This window comes from Nocardioides sp. GXQ0305 (assembly GCF_050880345.1).
Taxonomy (GTDB): Bacteria; Actinomycetota; Actinomycetes; order Propionibacteriales; family Nocardioidaceae; genus Nocardioides.
On the sequence record NZ_JBNYXG010000004.1, the window covers coordinates 263,694 to 280,637 of the forward strand.

Genomic DNA, 16,944 nt, shown 5'->3' on the forward strand with positions numbered 1-16,944 from the left:
CCAACTCAACGCTCGAGGAGGGCGATGCACTCGACGTGGTGGGTCATCGGGAACAGGTCGAGCGCGCGCAGCGCCGAGAGCCGGTACCCGTGCTCTGCGAAGACCGCCACGTCGCGGGCCAGGGCCGCCGGGTCGCAGGCGACGTAGGCCACCGCGCGCGGGTGGCGGCCGGCGACCTGCTCGACGACGGCTCGCTTCGCGCCCTCGCGGGGCGGGTCGAGCACGACCAGGTCGAACGGCTCGTCGTACGCCGCCGCGAGGACCCTCGCCACCGGGCCCCGGCCGACCTCGACCGCGTCACCGAGGTTGCGGCGGGCGTGCTCGCACGCGTCGCGGTCGGCCTCGACCGCCACCACCCGGGCGCCCGGCCCCACGACGTCGGCCAGCGCCCCGGCGAACAGTCCGACACCGGCGTACAGGTCCAGCACCGACTCGCCGGGACGCGGCCCGAGCTGGTCCAGCACCGTGGCGACCAGCACCTCGGGCGCGCCCGGGTGGACCTGCCAGAAGCCACCCTCCGCGACGGAGTGCGCCCGACCCCGCACGTGCAGGGTCGGGTCGGTCCCGGCCTCGAGGAGACACTCGTCGATCGGCACCACCTCGTGGGACCGGTGCTTGTGCATGCCGCGCCGCCCGTCGGGGAGCTCGACGTAGCGCTGCCGGGTGCGCCAGTGCAGCCCCTCGTCGTCACCGGGGACCGGTTCGACCTCGACCGCGACGTCGAGCCCGGCGAGGCGGGACAGCTGCTCGCGGACCACGGCCGCCTTGAGCGACCGCTGGGCCGGGAGCGCGACGTGCTGGAAGTCGCAGCCCCCGCAGCCGTCCGCGCCCGCGTAGGGGCAGGGCGGCTCCACCCGGTCGGGGGACGCGACCGCCACCTCGACGGCATCGGCGCGCCAGAACCGGTCGCCCTCGGTCCCCTCCGTGACCTCGACCTCGACGGTCTCGCCGGGCAGCGCGTGCCGCACGAAGACGACGCGGCCCGCGTCGGTCTCCCCGGAGAGCCGGGCCACGCAGTGGCCGCCGTGCGCGACGGGGCCGACCTCGACGGTGAACCGCTCCCCGACCCGCGAGCGGCCGCGGGGCCGGCGGGCCCGCGGCCGGCGGGTCACCGGCCGACCTGGTGCTCGGAGCCGCCCCGCTGCCTGACGTTCCCGCGCCGGAGGTCACCGGAGCGCACCCTGGCGTCCTCGCGGCCGGCCCGCTCACGCGCGATCACCGAGGAGCGCAGCTGGTAGGGAACCGAGATCACCATCACGCCGGGCGTGAACAGCAGCCGGCCCTTCAGCCGCAGCGCGGTCTGGTTGTGGAGCAGCTGCTCCCACCACCGGCCGACGACGTACTCGGGGATGTAGACGGCCACCACGCCGCGCGGGTTGGCCGACCGGATCTCCTGGGCGTAGTCGACGATCGGCCGGACGATCTCGCGGTACGGCGAGTGCAGCACCTTCAGCGGTACGCCGAGGTTGCGCTCGTCCCACTCCGAGAGGATCCGGGTCGTCGCCGCGGCATCGGTGGACACGTAGACGCCCTCCAGCACGTTGGGCCGCGACGCCTTGGCGAAGGCGATCGCGCGCAGCGTCGGCTTGTGCAGCTTGCCGATCAGGACGATGGCGTGCACCCGGGTCGGGAGCACCTTGTCCTCCTCGTCCGCCGACAGCTCGAGCGCCACGTTCTGGTAGTGCCGGTTGATCCCCTGCATGATCATGAAGAAGACCCCCATCGCGAGGATCGTGATCCAGGCGCCGGCCAGGAACTTCGTGATCAGCACGATCGCCAGCACGACCGCGGTCATGCCGAGCCCGAAGGTGTTGATCGCGCGCGAGCGCATCATCCGGCGCCGGACCGCCGGGTCTCGCTCGGTCCTGAGGTGCCGCGTCCAGTGCCGGATCATGCCGAGCTGGCTGAGGTTGAACGAGACGAACACACCCACGATGTAGAGCTGGATCAACCGTGTCGTCTCGGCGTCGAAGACCTGGATGAGCAGGATCGCCATCGCCGCCAGGAACACGATGCCGTTGCTGTAGGCCAGGCGGTCGCCGCGCGACCCCAGCGCCCGCGGCGCGAGCCCGTCGTGGGCGAGGATCGACCCGAGCACGGGGAAGCCGTTGAACGCCGTGTTCGCCGCGAGCACCAGGATCACACCGGTGACGCTGACCACGAAGTAGAAGCCCGGCGAGAAGTCCTGGAAGACGCCTGCCGCGATCTGCGAGATCAGCGGGTGCTGCTCGTAGTCCGGGGGCAGCGCGCCGCCGGAGGCCGAGCGCAGCCGCTCCAGCTCGTGGGGGTCGACGTAGCGGATGTCCATCTGGTTGGCCAGCACGATGACGCTCATCATCATCGACACGGCGATCAGCGCGAGCAGGAGCAGCGTGGTGGCGGCGTTCTGGCTCTTCGGCTTGCGGAACGCGGGCACGCCGTTGGAGATCGCCTCGACTCCCGTCAGCGCCGCACAGCCGGACGAGAACGCCCGCGCGAGGAGGAACATCAGCGCGACCTGGGTCAGCGGCTGCTCCCAGCCCGGGGACGGCTCGATCTGCAGCCCGGCGCTCTCGGCCTCGGGCAGCCGGCCCGCGAGCAGCATGAGCAGGCCGTAGCCGCACATGCCGAGGATGGCCACCATGAACAGGTAGGTCGGCACCGCGAAGAAGGTGCCCGACTCGCGGACCCCGCGCAGGTTCATGGCGGTCAGCGCCACCACCGCGATCGTCGCGACCAGGGCCTCGTGGCCGATCAGGGACGGGATCGCTCCCGCGGCGTACTGCGCGGCCGACGAGATCGACACGGCCACGGTGAGCACGTAGTCGACGAGCAGGGCGCTGGCCACGGTGATCCCGGCGTTGCGGCCCAGGTTGACCGTGGCCACCTCGTAGTCGCCGCCACCGGACGGGTAGGCGTGCACGGTCTGGCGGTACGACGCCACGACCGTCAGCATCACCAGCGCGACGGCGATGCCGATCTTCCACGACCAGACGTAGGTGGTCGCGCCGGCCGCGGCCAGCATGATGAAGATCTCGTCGGGCGCGTAGGCCACCGACGACAGCGCGTCGCTCGCGAACACCGGGAGCGCGATCTTCTTGGGCAGCAGCGTCTCGCCGAGCTGCGAGCTGCGGAGCTTGCGCCCGAGCAGGATCCGCTTGGAGACGTCGCCGACACCCACGAGCCGAAAGGCTAGACCCTGCTGGCCCGAACGGCGGTATCGACTGGGATACGGTGTGCGCGTGCACGTCGTGATCATGGGTTGTGGCCGTGTCGGCTCGACCTTGGCCCGCAGCCTCGAGGATCGCAACCACACCGTCTCGATCATCGACAACGAGCCCGACTCGTTCCGTCGTCTCGGCCCCGCCTTCAACGGCGACAAGGTCACCGGCTACGGCTTCGACCAGGAGGTCCTGCAGAAGGCCGGCATCAAGCGTGCCGACGGGTTCGCCGCCGTCTCCAGCGGCGACAACTCCAACATCATCGCCGCGCGGGTCGCGCGCGAGACGTTCGGGATCGAGAACGTCGTCGCCCGGATCTACGACCCCGGTCGCGCCGAGGTCTACCAGCGGCTCGGCATCACCACCGTCGCGACCGTGAAGTGGACCGCCGACCAGGTGCTGCGCCGGCTGCTGCCGGCCGGGGCCGAGCCCGACTTCCGCGACCCCTCCGGCACCATCCGGGTCGACCAGGTGCCGGTGCCCGAGTCCTGGGTCGGCCAACGCACCATCCACTTCCAGGAGCAGTCGAAGTCGCGGATCGCGTGGATCGACCGGCTGGGCGAGGGCATGCTGCCGGGCCCGGAGACGGTGATCCAGGAGGGCGACCTGCTCCACCTGGTGATGCGCGAGGAGAACGCCTCCCACGCCTACTCCACCTTCGACGACGGCCCTCAGGAGGAGTGAGATGCGCGTCGCCATCGCCGGTGCGGGTGCGGTCGGCCGCTCGATCGCCCGCGAGCTGATCACCAACGGTCACCAGGTCCTGCTGATCGACAAGAGCCCGGCCTCCATCAAGCCCGAGCGGGTGCCCGACGCCGAGTGGCTGCTCGCCGACTCGTGCGAGATGTCCTCGCTCGAGGAGGCCCGGCTCGACCGCTGCGACGTGGTCATCGCGGCGACGGGCGACGACAAGGCCAACCTGGTGACCGCGCTGCTGGCCAAGACCGAGTTCGGCGTGCCCCGCACGGTCGGTCGGGTCAACCACCCCAACAACGAGTGGCTGTTCAGCGAGGCCTGGGGCGTCGACGTCAACGTCTCGACGCCGCGGATCATGTCGGCGCTGGTCGAGGAGGCCGTGACCATCGGCGACCTGGTCCGGCTGTTCACCTTCCGGCAGGGCAACGCCAACTTGGTCGAGCTCACCCTCCCCGACGACTCGCCGTACGTCGGCAAGCCGTCGGGGCTGATCCCGTTCCCCGAGAACTGCGCGCTGGTCACCATCCTGCGCGACGGGCAGGTCTACACCCCCGACTCCGAGCAGCCCGTGGAGTCCGGCGACGAGCTGCTGTTCGTGGTCAGCGCCGACAAGGAGGAGGAGCTGGAGCGGCTCCTCGCCCCGTCGTTGCACGGGGGCTAGGCACGACGACCGGGTCACCGGCCCGACGGCACCCTCCGCGGATTTCGACGCGCTTCGCGACCTCGCACGCTCGGTCGCTGCGCTTGCTCAATCTCGCTCGCCACGCACCTCGGTCGCTTCGCTGACCGAGCTGCTGCTCGCGACCGGTGTGTGGTTCCTGGCCAGCAGCCACACCATCGCCGCGAGGGCGGCGACCTGGAGCGGCCAGCCGAGGGCGATCTTGAGCACGCCCAGCACGGCGACGGCGGTGTCGGCCTCCATCGCTCCGCTCCGGCCGGCGAGCCAGACCGGCGCCTGGGCGGCGACCCGGACGACGCAGGGCAGCACCAGCAGCCAGGTCAGTCGCGAGCAGAGCCGGACGACCTGCTTGTCGTGGTGCCAGGCCGTGGGGTCCCCGGTGACGCTGCCGACCATGAAACCGACCAGCGGCCACCCGATGAGGCACGTGAACGCCAGCAGCACGGCGTAGCCGGAGTTGTAGAGGATGCCGGGGAGGAAGTAGGCGAGCGCCTGCTCGTCCTCGCTGGCTCCGCCGCGCGCGGAGAGCGTGACGAAGAGCCACCCCAGTCCGATGCCGAACAGCGCGTTGAGGACGAACTGGACCGTCGACCGCTGCACCAGGCGGACCACCAGCAGCACGAGCGCGGCGGAGACGCTCACCACCAGGGCGGTCTCGATCTGCCGGGTGGAGATCCAGAGCACCGTGAACACCACGGTCGGCACGGCCGCCTCGATCATCCCCCGCCGGCCGCCGAGCGCCTTCGCCAGCTGCCCGCGCACCACCTGCTCGACGGTCTCGGCGTCGGCGTGGGGTGCCGGGTCCCGCTGCTCCTGCTGCTCGCTCACGGCAGCAGCTCGTAGCGCGGGTTGTAGAGGAGCCGGGTCCCCTCGTGGCGGCCGATCCGGCCGGTGACGCGCACCGACCGGCCGGGAGCGACGCCGGAGATCCGACGCCGGCCGAGGAAGATCAGGGTCAGCACGCCGGTGCCGTCGTACAGCTCGGCCTCCAGGGCGGGGACCCCGCCGCGGGGACGGAGGGTGACGGTGCGGAGCACGCCCCGCACGGTGACCAGCTCGCGGTCGGGGGCGTCCTCGATGGTCACGTCGCTGTGGGTGAGCTGGTCGCGGCGCAGCTCCTCGGCGTGCATCTCCTCGCTGCTGGCCGCGAACCGGCGCAGCCCGCGCCGCAGCCGTCCGCCGCCGCTCATGTCCGGGCCCTCATCTCAGGACGGTCCCGGACCGTCCTCGCCCGGCGGCGAGACGCGGCGGGCCTGCTCGGGCAGCTCGACCGGCAACGGGTCGCCGACCGGCATCGCGTGGTCGCCGCGGCGTACGGCGATCGCGCCCAGGGCGTCCTCCCAGGGGGCGGCGCTCGCCTCGTCGAGCGCGGGCTTCCCGAGGAAGGTGGCGCGCAGCATCCAGCGGGACCCGTTGATGCCGACGATGCGCGAGGGCTGCTCCCCCGTCCGCCCGTCGGGCGCCTGGACCGTGAGCCGACAGGCCAGCTCGGTGCCGAACCGGCCCTCCTGCTCGGTCGCGGTGCCCCCGCGCCGGGCCATGTCGGCGGCCAGCTGGGGACGCACCTCGGTCCAGAGGTCGCCGTTGCGGGGCGCCGCGAACGCCCGCAGCTCCAGGGCGCCGTCGGACCCGGCCAGCAGCACCGCCTGCACCTGCTGGGTCCGCTCGTCGACCTGGAGCCGCAGCTCGGCACCGTCGACGGGCGGGATCAGCAGCGAGCCGAGGTCGACCCGCTCGACGCCGTCGCCCTCGACGTCCTCTGCGTCGAACGGGCCGCCCGTCGGGACCTCCTGCTCCTCGACGGCCGGCGCGTCGTCGACGGCCTGCGCCTCGGCGGGCGTCTCCTCGGGAGCCGCCTCGGGGCGAGACCTGCGGCCGAACCTCACTGAACCTCCGGGGTGGTCTGGTGGGAGGCGAATCCTCCGGTAGAACCGTAACCCCCCTCCCCCCGCGCCGATGAGGGGAGGACGTCGACCTCGACGAAGCGGGCCCGCTCGAACCGCTGGACGACGAGCTGGGCCACCCGGTCGCCCCGGCGCAGCTCGACCGGCTCGACGGGGTCGTGGTTGACGAGCAGCACCTTGACCTCGCCGCGGTAGCCGGCGTCGATGGTGCCGGGGGTGTTCACGATCGACAGCCCGTGCCGGGCGGCGAGGCCGGACCGAGGGTGCACCAGGGCGACGTACCCGTCGGGCAGGGCGAGCGCGACCCCCGTGGGCACCATGGCCCGCTCCCCCGGCGCGAGGGTGACGTCGACCGCGGTCACCAGGTCGGCGCCGGCGTCGCCGGGATGGGCGTACGCCGGTGGCGGCAGGTCGGGGTCGAGCCGCTGCAGCAGCACCTCGAGGTCGGCCGCGGGGGCAGGCGTCGGCGGGGGCGTCTCGGGAACCACGGGCCGTGACCCTACCGCCCGGGACCGCGCGGCCCACTCCTACGATGCACCCCGTGGAGAACGGCGTGGGCCTCCCGTACGCCGAGCGGCTGACCGTGCCGCTGCGGTGGTGGGTGCAGGGGACGATGCTCGTGGCGAGCCTCTGGCTCGCGCTGGTCGTCGCGCTGCCCGGGCCGGTCGCCTGGGCGATCTCGGCCGTGGCGATGGCGCTGATGGTGGGCCTGCTGGCGGCCTACGGGTCCGCCCGGGTGGTGGTCGCCGACGGCCACCTGCGCGCCGGCCGTGCGCGGATCGGTGCCGAGCACCTCGGCGCCGCGACCGCCCTCGACGCCGACGCCACCCGGCGGACGGCCGGCGTCGACGCGGACGCCCGCGCCCACCTGCTGCTCCGGCCCTACCTCAAGCGCGCGGTCCGGGTCGAGATCACCGATCCGGCCGACCCGACGCCGTACTGGCTCCTCTCCACGCGACACCCCGACCGGCTGGCGGGCGCCGTGGCCACCCTCACCCGCTCGGGGGCAGCCGGCTGAGCACCCGTGCCCTAGGCTCGACGCATGGCCAAGAAGGACAAGCAGTCGAGCTCGAAGGTGTGGTCCGTGATGTCACTGGTGGCGGTGCTCGGCGCCGCCACGATCGCCAAGAAGGGCCTGAACACGGGCTGGAAGGCGGCCACGGGCAAGACACCGCCCGCCAACCCCGCCGACCCCGACGTCGACCTGAAGGAGGCCGTCGCGTGGGCGGCCGTGAGCGGGGCGCTCATCGGGCTCGCCCGCATGTACGCCGCCCGCCGGGCCGCCGGCTACTACGCCCGGTCGACCGGCCACCTGCCACCGGGCCTGCAGAAGGGCGACGACGAGGACAGCGGCTTCCAGCCCTGACCCCGCGGCACGACGCGACGACGGGCGCCCCCATCCGGGGGCGCCCGTCGTCATGTCGGGAGGATCAGGCGCAGTCGACGCAGAGCATCCGCTTCTCGTCGGCGAGCTGGCTGCGGTGGCGGACCAGGAAGCAGCTCATGCAGGTGAACTCGTCCTCCTGCTTGGGCTTCACCTCGACCGCCAGCTCCTCGTGGGAGAGGTCGGCGCCGGGGAGCTCGAAGGACTCGGCGGCCTCGGCCTCGTCCTCGTCGACCTTGCCGGAGTTCTTGTCGTGGCGACGGGCCTTGAGCTCTTCGATGCTCTCCTCTGACTGGTCTTCCTCGTTCTTGCGAGGTGCGTCGTAGTCGGTGGCCATCGCTCATTCCCTCCGCTGACCGCCGTCGCGGCCCTGGTGATCTCTGTGTCGTCGGCGCGGCAGATTGTGCACCATCTGCCCAAACAGGCGCACACCGGATTCCGACGTGTGACCTGAACCGAGTGGGGGTGGGTGCTATTCCCGTCCCGGGAGCAGGAATCCGCACTCGGTGAGCAGGGTCACGAAGGCGTCCCAGCCCTCCTCCGGCGCGGCCACGACGACCGTCGGCTGCCGCCCGGCGTCGAGCCGCTCGCCCAGGGTCCCCGGGAGCAGCGCGAACCGGGCGCCCGCCTCGGTCGCGACCAGCGAGCCGGCGGCGTGGTCCCACAGGTTGGGCCCCTCCTCGACGTAGCCGTCGGCGCTGCCCTCGGCCACGTGGCACAGGTCGAGCGCGCACGACCCCATGCGTCGTACGTCGCGCACGCGCGGCAGCATCCGCGCCACCCGCTCGGCCTGGCCGGCGCGCACGTCGGACCGGTAGCCGAAGCCGGTGAGGACCAGCCGCTCGGCCACCGGCGGGGCCGGCCGGACCCGCAACGGACGGCCGTCCCGCGTGGACCCGCTGCCCCTCGCCGCGGCGTACTCGACCCCGGTGGCGGCGTTGACGACCGCGCCCGCCACCACCTCGCCGTCGAGCTCGGCCGCGACCGAGACGGCGTACTCGGGCAACCCGTAGAGGAAGTTGACCGTGCCGTCGATCGGGTCGAGGATCCAGCGCACCCCGCTGCTCCCGACGTGGTCCGCGCCCTCCTCGCCGAGGATCGAGTCGTCGGGCCGGGCCTCCAGCAGCAGCCGCCGCAGCAGCTGCTCGCTCTCGCGGTCGGTGTCGGTGACCACGTCGACGCTGCTCGACTTGGTGTCGGCGACCCGCACCTCGCCGGCGCCCCGCTCGCGGACCAGCGAGGCCGCCTGCCGCGCGACGGCCAGGGCCAGGTCGCGCAGCCCGGGAGCGCCCGTCACGAGGCCAGCCCCCCGACCGTCGGCCGGGAGGCGCGGGGGTTGGGGCAGCAGCGGCCCGGGCACCGGTCGTGGGAGGCAGGCAGCCGGCCGACCGTGGTGCGCGCGGGCTCGTCGCCGCGCTCGGCCGCAGCACGCTCCACCAGCAGGTCGCGGACCATCGCCACGAACCGCGGGTCGACGCCCGGGGTGGCGGCCCGCACCGCGGGCAGCCCGAGGTCGGCGGCCGTGGCGAGCGCCTCGGTGTCGAGGTCGTAGACGACCTCCATGTGGTCGGAGACGAACCCGATCGGCACCATCACCGCACCGGCCGCGCCGTCCTTCGCCAGCCGGCGGAGGTGGTCGTTGACGTCGGGCTCCAGCCACGGCACCGTCGGCGGCCCGGAGCGCGAGCAGTAGACGAGCGCGTGGGCCGGCCGGTGGCCGGTCTCGAGCCGCACCCGCTCCACCACCTCGGCCATCGCGGCGCGGTGCTGGGCGACGTACGCGCCGCCCTGGGGGCCGCTGTTCTCGCTCATCGCCTCCGGGATCGAGTGGGTGACGAACACCAGGTGGGCGTCGTCACGGACCTGGGCGGGGAGCTCGGCGAGCGCGGCGAGGGTCGCGTCGACGACGGGCTCCACGAACCCGGGGTGGTTGAAGTAGTGGCGCAGCCGGTCGAGCTGCGGGGCACCCTCGACCTTGCTCGCGGCGGCCGCGAGGTCCTCGCGATACTGGCGGCACCCCGAGTACGACGAGTAGGCGCTGGTGACGAAGCAGGCGGCCCGGGTCACCCCGTCGACCGCCATCTGCCGCAGTGCGTCGCTCAGGTAGGGGTCCCAGTTGCGGTTGCCCCAGTAGACCGGCAGGTCGATCCCGGCACCGGCGAGGTCCTCCCGGATCGCCGCGAGGAGCGCCCGGTTCTGGTCGTTGATCGGGGAGCGACCGCCGAACCGGAAGTAGTGCTCGCCGACCTCGGCGAGCCGCTCGCGGGGGATGTTCTTGCCGCGGGTCACGTTCTCGAGGAACGGGAGGACGTCGTCGGGGGCCTCGGGCCCGCCGAAGCTGACCAGCAGCAGGGCGTCGTAGGGGCTCACCTCCGGTGGCATGGCGCCATCGTAGGGAGCAGGCCCGAGGCTCGTAGGCTCACCCTCGCCATGCTCGACAGCTACCGCCGGATCCTCACCGTCCCGGGCGCGTTGTCGTTCTCGGGCGCCGCGATGGTGGCCCGGATGCCGATCTCGATGGTGGGCCTCGGGATCGTGCTGCTGGTCCAGCAGACCACCGGCTCCTACGGCCGGGCCGGAGCGGTGTCCGCCGTCTACGTCGCGGCCTCGGCGGGTTTCGCGATCGTGCAGGGCCGGCTGCTCGACCGCTACGGGCAGGCCAGGATCCTGGTCCCGGTCTCGCTGCTGTTCGCGGCGGCGCTCGGCCTGCTCGTCGTCCTGGTCCGCCTGGGCTGGGCGCCGCCGGCCTGGTACCTGCTGGCGGCCGTCGCCGGGGCGGCGCTGCCCTCCGCCGGCTCCTGCGTCCGGGCCCGCTGGTCCCACGTGCTGCAGGGCCGGCCCGCGCAGCTGCAGACGGCGTTCGCGCTCGAGGCGGTCGTCGACGAGGCCGTCTTCATCCTCGGCCCCATCCTGGTCACCGCCCTCGCGACCTCCGTCAGTCCGATCGCCGGCCTCGGCACCGCCCTGGTCACCGGCACCGTGGGCAGCCTGCTGCTGGCCGCCCAGCGCGCCACGGAGCCGCCGCCGCGTCCGGAGAGGCAGACCGGCGACACCGGCGCGCGGCTGCCGTGGGCGACCCTGGTGCCACTGCTCGCCGTCGTCGTCGGCCTCGGGACCGCCCTGGGGGCGGCCGAGGTGGTCACCGTCGCCTTCGCGGAGGAGCGCGGCAGCCAGGGGTACGCCGGCCCGCTGCTCGCGCTGTGGGCGTTCGGCAGCCTGCTGGCGGGCCTGGCCACGGGTGCCATCCACTGGCGCCGGGGCCCGGCCGCCCGGCTCCGGTTCGGCGCGCTCGGGCTGTTCGCCTCGATGTGCCCGCTGCCGTGGATCGAGGCGCTCCCGGCGATGGGGCTGGTGCTGTTCCTCGGCGGCTTCGCGATCGCCCCGTCGCTCATCGCGGCGACCTCCCTGGTCGAGCGGTCGATGCCACCCGGCCGGCTGACCGAGGGGATGGCCCTGCTGCACACCGGGGTGGTCGCCGGCGTCGCGCCGGGGGCGGCCCTCGCCGGCCGCGTGGTCGACGCCGCCGGGTCGTCGTCGGCGTACGTCGTGGCGGTGGCGGCCGGCCTGGTCGCGGTGCTGGCCGCCCTGGGGCTGCCCCGGGAACGGGCTCAGTAGGGTCTGCGCATGGCGTGGCGGAGCTGGTCCGGGCTGGCCTCGGCCCTCCCCCGGGAGGTCTACGCCCCCCGGTCGACCGCCGACGTCGTGGCCGCGGTGACCGCCGCCCGCGCGTCGGGCGGCACCGTGAAGATGGTCGGCACCGGCCACAGCTTCACACCGATCGCGGTGGCCGAGCACACCATGCTCGTCCCCGACCGGCTCACCGGGGTCGTCGGGCTCGACCTCGACCGGATGACCGTCACCGTCCGGGCCGGCACCCCTCTGCACGTGCTCAACAGCGAGCTGGAGGCGCGTGGGCTCACGCTGCACAACATGGGCGACATCGCCGAGCAGACGGTCGCCGGCGCGATCTCGACGGGCACCCACGGCTCCGGAGGCCGGGTGGCCTCGCTCTCCGCGCAGGTGCGCGGGCTGGAGCTGGTCACGGGTACCGGCGAGGTGCTGCGGGCCTCGGCGACCGAGCATCCCGACGTGCTCGACGTCGCCCGCCTCGGCCTCGGTGCGCTCGGCGTGCTGACCGAGGTGACCCTGGCGGTCGAGCCGCTGCTCCTGCTGCGCGCGCACGAGCGCCCGGTGTCGTGGGACGAGGGCCTGGCCACCCTCGACGACCTGGTGGCCGCCCACGACCACGTGGACGCGTACTGGTTCCCCCACACCGGGCGGATGCAGATCAAGACCGACGACCGGCTCGCCGTCCCCGTCGAGCAGGCCGAGCCGCTCCCCCGATGGCGGGCGCTCCTCGACGACGACCTGCTGGCGAACCGGCTGTTCGACCGGGTCGTCCGGCTGGGCAACGCCGTGCCGGCCGTCGTCGCGCCCGTCAACAGGATCTCGGCGCGCGCGCTCGGCGAGCGCACCTACACCGACATCCCCCACCGGGTCTTCACGACGCCGCGCCACGTCCGGTTCAAGGAGATGGAGTACGCCGTCCCGCGCGAGGTCGGGCTCGAGGCGCTGCGCGAGCTCCGGCGGGCGGTGGAGGCGTCGGACTGGCGGATCGGCTTCCCGGTCGAGGTCCGGTTCGTCCCCGCCGACGACGTCCCGCTCTCGCCGGCGTACGGGCGGGACGTCACCTACCTGGCGGTGCACACCCCCGTCGGCGCCGACCACCAGCCGTACTTCGCCGGTGTCGAGCCGATCCTCCGCAGCCTCGGCGGCCGCCCCCACTGGGGCAAGGTCCACACCCTCGGCGCCGCCGAGCTCGCCGACCTCCACCCGCGGTTCGGCGACGTCCTGGCGGTGCGCGACCGGCTGGACCCCGACCGGGTCCTCGGCAACCCCCACCTGCGGGAGGTCCTGGGCGACTGACCGAACCTTTCGGGGGTGTCGCCGCGTCTGGCAGGTCGAGCGGGGCGAGGATGCCTCCCGGACGGACGGAGGACGGATGAGAGGGCGGGATCGGGCCGACTTCGCGGAGTTCGTCGCCGCACGGTCACCGGCGCTGCAGCGAGCGGCGTACCTCATGGTCGGCGACGTCGACCTGGCGCAGGACCTGGTGCAGGAGGCGCTGACCAAGACCTACGTGGCGTGGCCGCGGCTGCGCGACAAGAGCAAGGCCGAGGCCTACACCCGGAAGGCGATCACGACGACGGCGATCAGCTGGTTCCGGCGCCGCTCCTGGAAGGGAGAGCTGGCCACCGGCGCGGTCCCGGAGACCCCGGTCGCCGGGCACGACCACCGGGTCGCCGAGAGCGACAGCATGTGGCAGGCCCTCCAGGCCCTGCCCGCCCGCCAGCGTGCCGCGATCGTGCTGCGCTACTACGAGGACCTCACCGAGGCCCAGACCGCCGAGGCGATGGGATGCGCCGTCGGCACCGTCAAGAGCCAGGTCGCGGCCGGGCTCGGCAAGCTCCGGGAGCGGTTCGGACGCGACGACGCCGACCTGCTCCCCGTCCACGACCTGGTGGTGACCCGATGACCGACAAGCTCACGACCCTGCTCCACGACCGCGCCGACACGGTCGCCTTCGACTCGCCCGATCTCGACACCGTGACGCGCGCTGGCGACCGCCGCGTCCGACGGCGCCGCACGCTGGTGACCGCGGGTGGTGCGGCTGCCGCGGTCGTGCTCGCGGTCGGCGTCGCCCTGTATCCCGGCGCGGACAGCGTCGTGGACCGGGACGCGGCGACCGGACCCTCGAGCGAACCGGCCCCCCTCAGCTGGGTGACCGGGTCGACGCTGCACGTGGGGCCCGACCGGACGGTCGACCTGGGCCGCGAGGTGGCGACGTACGTCCGGACCGGCGAGGGCTACGTGTTCGCGGACCGCGCCGGAAGGCTGTGGTCGTGGGAGGACGGGGAGTCCTTCGGCATCGGTCTGACGACGAAGGGAGAGGACGCCACCCGCCTCGTCGCCGACCCGGACACCTCGACCATGGCCTTCGTCGACGGCGGGGTCGGACCCGCGCAGGTCGTCGTGTTCGACCAGGTGCGCGGAGGGTTCGACGTCCTGCCCACGGAGGGGCCGGCCACGCTCTACGGCCTGGACGCCGGCACGGTCTACTGGCGGGACGCGCGCGGCATCGTCGCCGCCGACGTCTCCGCGGCAACGGTGGAGGTGCTGGCCGACGGTCCCAGGGCAGCGGACCTCTCCGACGTCGAGACCCGCACCTTCGCCACCCCCACCGCAGGTGGCACGGTCGTCGGGGACGCCCCCGGAGAGGGGGTGCGCCTCGAGGAGGCCTACGGCTCGACCGGGGTCCTCTCTCCGGACGGGCGCTACTACAGCAGCGAGGGCGACGAGCAGTCCGTGTTCGACGCCCGCACGGGTCAGCGGGTGCAGCTCGACCTGACCCAGGAGTTCGCGACCGGGTACGAGTGGCTGGACGGGTCGACCCTCGCCGTGCTGGCCGCCGAGCGGCCGAGCACGCAGGCGACCGCACAGCTGCTGCGCTGCACCGTCCCGGCCGGGGACTGCGAGGTCGTGGCAGCGGACCTCGGGACCATCGGGGACCTCCAGGGGACCCTGGCCCTCCCCACCGGTGACCCCGTCGGCTGACTCACACGCTGGCCGGCCCCGCCGGGAGCGGTGCCTGCCACTGCCGCCACATGGCGAGCCACCGCCAGGCGAGACAGACGCCGCCGCCGGCGAAGGCGCTGACCACCACCGGCAGCCCCAGGTACTCCCCGGCGACGGCGAGGCCGGCGCCGGCCAGGGCCGGGATGGCGTACAGCTCACCGCGGAACACGACGGGCACCCGGTCGGACAGTACGTCGCGCAGCATGCCGCCGCCGATCGCGGTCACCATGCCCATCAGCGCCGCCGGCACCGGTCCGAGGCCGAACTCCAGGGCCTTGAGCGCCCCGGTGACGCAGAACAGGGCCAGTCCGAGGGCATCGAAGACCCCGACCTGCCGCTCGACGCGGCCCACGGCCGGGTGGAACCTGAAGGTGAGCAGTCCGGCCACCACCGGCACCAGGAGGTACCGCCAGTCGAGGAGCGCCGCGGGAGGGGTGGCGCCGATCAGGACGTCGCGGAGCAGCCCGCCCCCCAGCCCGGTCGTCCCGGCCAGGACCAGCACCCCGAAGACGTCGAGCTGCTTGCGCACGGCCACCAGGCCACCGGAGATCGCGAACACGAAGATGCCGGCGAGGTCGAACACGACCAGGGTGGGGGACTCCACGCCCGGGAGGTTAGCCCCGATGCCCGGGTGGCACGCCGGTGCGGTGACCGTCGTGCACGGTGTCGCTGGCGTAGTCTCGGTCCATCCGGACCGGACCAGGAACCAGGAAAGGGCGCACCGCCGATGCCCCACCTCACGCTCGCCCAGCTGAGCGATGACGGCAAGCGCCTGCTCCTCGTCAGCGACCAGGGCGTCGAGTTCACCCTCGACGTCGACGAGCGCCTCCGGGCCGCCCTACGCGGCGACCACGCACGACTCGGCCAGTTGGAGATCAAGATGGACTCAACCCTGCGCCCGCGCGACATCCAGGCCCGGATCCGGGCGGGCGAGACGCCCGAGGCGGTGGCCCAGGCTGCGCAGACCACGATCGACAAGATCATGCCGTTCGCCGCGCCCGTGATCGCCGAGCGTCAGCACGTCGCCCAGCGGGCCCAGCGCTCCTCGGTCCGCCGTACCGGTCAGGCGGGTGGGGCCCGCACCCTGGGCGACGCCGTGTCCACCCACCTCCGCGGCGCGAACGTCGACCCCGACACCGTCGAGTGGGACGCCGCGCGGCGCGAGGACGGCCGCTGGGCGCTGACCGCCGACTTCTCGACCGGGCCCCGCTCCGGCACCGCGAAGTTCACCTACGACGCGCCCGGCAACTACGTCGTGGCCGACAACGACGACGCCGGGTGGCTGCTCGGCGACGGCCGCGAGCCCGCTCCCGCTGCGCGCGGGGGCGACGACCTGACCCGCGCCCGGGCCCGCCGGCTCTCCGCGGTGTCCGACTCCGAGCTGCCGCTGGGTGACGACGCGATCTCGATGGTCACCGACGAGGACCTCTCGGTGGGGGCCGAGCAGCCCGTCGAGGCCTACCTCGACGACCGCCCCACCGCCGAGACCCCGGCCGTGCGCCACGACGACCCCGAGCACCACGCGGTCGACGAGGTCGACGAGTCCGACCAGGCGGCCATCGACTCCGACGACGACCCGGCTCCCGAGCCGGCCCGCACGAAGCCCGCCAAGAAGCGCGGCCGCGCCTCCGTCCCGAGCTGGGACGAGATCATGTTCGGCGGCTCCGACCGCGGCTGACCGGCCCTCACCCTCCGAGCAGGCGCAGCGCGCCCCGCGCGACAAGAACGCACCCGCCGCCGCGACCAGCACCACGACGAGGGTCCGCCCGCGGCGGTCGATCAGCCGCTCCAGGCGACCCAGGAGCCGGCCGGCGGGACCCGGGGTCGCCGAGACGAGGACGACGGGACCCCACGCCGGCAGGCAGACCGTGACGACGAGCAGCGCCCCCGCCACGCCGGACCACCACGGCCCCAGGCCGCTGGCCGCGATCTCCTTGGCCGCCGGCAGCACGAGGGCCAGCGAGGTGACGTTCGTGGACATGGAGAACACGCCGAAGGCGAACGCCCTCGGCGGCGACATCAGGGGGCGCGAGGTCCGTGGCCGGGGAGGGTGCCGGGTGTACCAGAGCCGCAGGGCCAGCGACAGCGCCAGCAGGATCCCGCCCACGAGCAGGTCCAGCCTGGCGTCCAGCTGGGGAGCCCGCGGGAGGGACAGCGACTGCCCCAGCAGGATCACGGCGGCGACGTACGCGGCCAGCACGAGGCCGGTGCCGACGGCGTACAGCGACGCCGTGCGACGTCCGCCGGGTGCGGCGAGGAGCACCGCCTGCTCGGTGGTCATGACCGGGCTCACCGCCGCGGCGAGCCCCAGGGGGAGGATCACCAGGAGCAGGTGCAGTACGGCGTCACGGTACCGAGGGTCCGCGCTGGACGGCGACCAGTAGGTTGGGCCGGTGACCACGCCTGCCGGACGCCGGCTGCCGGACCGTGCCCGTGTCGTCATCG

19 protein-coding genes and 1 pseudogene are annotated in these 16,944 nt (G+C 73.7%); 9 read left to right on the plus strand and 11 right to left on the minus strand.

Annotated features, from left to right (window positions below):
• Window positions 1–5: 5 nt before the first annotated feature.
• Window positions 6–1,112 (minus strand): class I SAM-dependent RNA methyltransferase, encoded by a 1,107-nt coding sequence (locus ACQ1X7_RS12840; RefSeq protein ID WP_432478595.1) that lies wholly within the window; start codon window positions 1,110–1,112, stop codon window positions 6–8.
• A complete protein-coding gene (locus ACQ1X7_RS12845) occupies window positions 1,109–3,160 on the minus strand; it encodes an APC family permease (RefSeq protein WP_432478596.1) in 2,052 nt (683 codons plus the stop codon). Before ACQ1X7_RS12845 ends, ACQ1X7_RS12840 begins: the two co-directional genes overlap by 4 nt.
• A gap of 76 nt (window positions 3,161–3,236) precedes the next feature.
• Between ACQ1X7_RS12845 and ACQ1X7_RS12850 the strand changes: the two genes are divergently transcribed.
• Both ACQ1X7_RS12850 and ACQ1X7_RS12855 read left to right on the plus strand, forming a co-directional pair.
• Window positions 3,237–3,884: a potassium channel family protein gene (locus ACQ1X7_RS12850; RefSeq protein ID WP_432478766.1), complete on the plus strand. Its 648-nt coding sequence runs from the start codon at window positions 3,237–3,239 to the stop codon at window positions 3,882–3,884.
• A 1-nt stretch (window position 3,885) separates the two neighbouring features.
• Complete coding sequence (locus ACQ1X7_RS12855) at window positions 3,886–4,557, plus strand: potassium channel family protein (RefSeq protein ID WP_432478597.1); 672 nt, start codon at window positions 3,886–3,888, stop codon at window positions 4,555–4,557.
• A gap of 87 nt (window positions 4,558–4,644) precedes the next feature.
• On the opposite strand, the gene ACQ1X7_RS12860 is transcribed toward ACQ1X7_RS12855, so the two are convergent.
• From ACQ1X7_RS12860 to dut, 4 genes are read right to left on the minus strand one after another with little or no spacing between them, the layout of a single operon-like run.
• Window positions 4,645–5,403, minus strand: a complete 759-nt coding sequence (locus tag ACQ1X7_RS12860) for a DUF3159 domain-containing protein (protein WP_432478598.1) — start codon at window positions 5,401–5,403, stop codon at window positions 4,645–4,647.
• Entirely contained in the window at window positions 5,400–5,765 is a 366-nt protein-coding gene (locus ACQ1X7_RS12865) for an OB-fold nucleic acid binding domain-containing protein (RefSeq protein ID WP_432478599.1), read from the minus strand. The genes ACQ1X7_RS12860 and ACQ1X7_RS12865 overlap by 4 nt, the downstream gene beginning before the upstream one ends.
• A gap of 15 nt (window positions 5,766–5,780) precedes the next feature.
• Window positions 5,781–6,461 (minus strand): DUF3710 domain-containing protein, encoded by a 681-nt coding sequence (locus ACQ1X7_RS12870; protein ID WP_432478600.1) that lies wholly within the window; start codon window positions 6,459–6,461, stop codon window positions 5,781–5,783.
• Entirely contained in the window at window positions 6,458–6,967 is a 510-nt protein-coding gene (gene dut, locus ACQ1X7_RS12875) for a dUTP diphosphatase (protein ID WP_432478601.1), read from the minus strand. The genes ACQ1X7_RS12870 and dut overlap by 4 nt, the downstream gene beginning before the upstream one ends.
• Before the next feature lie 53 nt (window positions 6,968–7,020).
• Between dut and ACQ1X7_RS12880 the strand changes: the two genes are divergently transcribed.
• Together ACQ1X7_RS12880 and ACQ1X7_RS12885 are read left to right on the plus strand one after the other, a co-directional pair.
• Window positions 7,021–7,497 carry a DUF3093 domain-containing protein gene (locus ACQ1X7_RS12880; RefSeq protein ID WP_432478602.1) on the plus strand — a complete coding sequence of 159 codons (477 nt, stop codon included), beginning with the start codon at window positions 7,021–7,023 and terminating at the stop codon, window positions 7,495–7,497.
• A 24-nt stretch (window positions 7,498–7,521) separates the two neighbouring features.
• Entirely contained in the window at window positions 7,522–7,845 is a 324-nt protein-coding gene (locus tag ACQ1X7_RS12885; protein WP_432478603.1) for a DUF4235 domain-containing protein, read from the plus strand.
• Between the two features lie 64 nt (window positions 7,846–7,909).
• On the opposite strand, the gene ACQ1X7_RS12890 is transcribed toward ACQ1X7_RS12885, so the two are convergent.
• The 3 genes from ACQ1X7_RS12890 to ACQ1X7_RS12900 form a co-directional block, all read right to left on the minus strand.
• Entirely contained in the window at window positions 7,910–8,200 is a 291-nt protein-coding gene (locus tag ACQ1X7_RS12890) for a DUF4193 domain-containing protein (protein WP_432478604.1), read from the minus strand.
• Window positions 8,201–8,335: 135 nt separating this feature from the next.
• Window positions 8,336–9,160 (minus strand): inositol monophosphatase family protein, encoded by an 825-nt coding sequence (locus ACQ1X7_RS12895; protein WP_432478605.1) that lies wholly within the window; start codon window positions 9,158–9,160, stop codon window positions 8,336–8,338.
• Window positions 9,157–10,245: a ferrochelatase gene (locus ACQ1X7_RS12900; RefSeq protein WP_432478606.1), complete on the minus strand. Its 1,089-nt coding sequence runs from the start codon at window positions 10,243–10,245 to the stop codon at window positions 9,157–9,159. The genes ACQ1X7_RS12895 and ACQ1X7_RS12900 overlap by 4 nt, the downstream gene beginning before the upstream one ends.
• 48 nt (window positions 10,246–10,293) lie before the next feature.
• Between ACQ1X7_RS12900 and ACQ1X7_RS12905 the strand changes: the two genes are divergently transcribed.
• From ACQ1X7_RS12905 to ACQ1X7_RS12920, 4 genes are all read left to right on the plus strand, one after another.
• Window positions 10,294–11,478, plus strand: a complete 1,185-nt coding sequence (locus tag ACQ1X7_RS12905) for an MFS transporter (RefSeq protein ID WP_432478607.1) — start codon at window positions 10,294–10,296, stop codon at window positions 11,476–11,478.
• A gap of 9 nt (window positions 11,479–11,487) precedes the next feature.
• Window positions 11,488–12,789: a D-arabinono-1,4-lactone oxidase gene (locus tag ACQ1X7_RS12910; RefSeq protein WP_432478608.1), complete on the plus strand. Its 1,302-nt coding sequence runs from the start codon at window positions 11,488–11,490 to the stop codon at window positions 12,787–12,789.
• Between the two features lie 76 nt (window positions 12,790–12,865).
• Entirely contained in the window at window positions 12,866–13,399 is a 534-nt protein-coding gene (locus tag ACQ1X7_RS12915) for a SigE family RNA polymerase sigma factor (protein WP_432478609.1), read from the plus strand.
• A complete protein-coding gene (locus ACQ1X7_RS12920; protein WP_432478610.1) occupies window positions 13,396–14,478 on the plus strand; it encodes a hypothetical protein in 1,083 nt (360 codons plus the stop codon). Before ACQ1X7_RS12915 ends, ACQ1X7_RS12920 begins: the two co-directional genes overlap by 4 nt.
• 1 nt (window position 14,479) lies before the next feature.
• On the opposite strand, the gene ACQ1X7_RS12925 is transcribed toward ACQ1X7_RS12920, so the two are convergent.
• On the minus strand, window positions 14,480–15,103 hold the full coding sequence (locus ACQ1X7_RS12925) for a trimeric intracellular cation channel family protein (protein WP_432478611.1): 624 nt from the start codon (window positions 15,101–15,103) through the stop codon (window positions 14,480–14,482).
• Window positions 15,104–15,226: 123 nt separating this feature from the next.
• Between ACQ1X7_RS12925 and sepH the strand changes: the two genes are divergently transcribed.
• Window positions 15,227–16,177: a septation protein SepH gene (gene sepH / locus ACQ1X7_RS12930; RefSeq protein ID WP_432478612.1), complete on the plus strand. Its 951-nt coding sequence runs from the start codon at window positions 15,227–15,229 to the stop codon at window positions 16,175–16,177.
• A 54-nt stretch (window positions 16,178–16,231) separates the two neighbouring features.
• Here the strand turns inward: sepH and ACQ1X7_RS12935 are convergent.
• Window positions 16,232–16,942 (minus strand): annotated as a pseudogene (locus ACQ1X7_RS12935) (GAP family protein); the annotation flags it as partial.
• Window positions 16,943–16,944: the final 2 nt, after the last annotated feature.

Coding starts and splice junctions, on each gene's coding strand:
- ACQ1X7_RS12850 (WP_432478766.1), top strand. CDS start 3,237: ATGGGTTGTGGCCGTGTCGGCTCGACCTTGGCCCGCAGCCTCGAGGAT.
- ACQ1X7_RS12855 (WP_432478597.1), top strand. CDS start 3,886: ATGCGCGTCGCCATCGCCGGTGCGGGTGCGGTCGGCCGCTCGATCGCC.
- ACQ1X7_RS12865 (WP_432478599.1), bottom strand. CDS start 5,765: ATGAGCGGCGGCGGACGGCTGCGGCGCGGGCTGCGCCGGTTCGCGGCC.
- ACQ1X7_RS12885 (WP_432478603.1), top strand. CDS start 7,522: ATGGCCAAGAAGGACAAGCAGTCGAGCTCGAAGGTGTGGTCCGTGATG.
- ACQ1X7_RS12890 (WP_432478604.1), bottom strand. CDS start 8,200: ATGGCCACCGACTACGACGCACCTCGCAAGAACGAGGAAGACCAGTCA.
- ACQ1X7_RS12900 (WP_432478606.1), bottom strand. CDS start 10,245: ATGCCACCGGAGGTGAGCCCCTACGACGCCCTGCTGCTGGTCAGCTTC.
- ACQ1X7_RS12905 (WP_432478607.1), top strand. CDS start 10,294: ATGCTCGACAGCTACCGCCGGATCCTCACCGTCCCGGGCGCGTTGTCG.
- ACQ1X7_RS12910 (WP_432478608.1), top strand. CDS start 11,488: ATGGCGTGGCGGAGCTGGTCCGGGCTGGCCTCGGCCCTCCCCCGGGAG.
- ACQ1X7_RS12915 (WP_432478609.1), top strand. CDS start 12,866: ATGAGAGGGCGGGATCGGGCCGACTTCGCGGAGTTCGTCGCCGCACGG.
- ACQ1X7_RS12920 (WP_432478610.1), top strand. CDS start 13,396: ATGACCGACAAGCTCACGACCCTGCTCCACGACCGCGCCGACACGGTC.
- sepH (WP_432478612.1), top strand. CDS start 15,227: ATGCCCCACCTCACGCTCGCCCAGCTGAGCGATGACGGCAAGCGCCTG.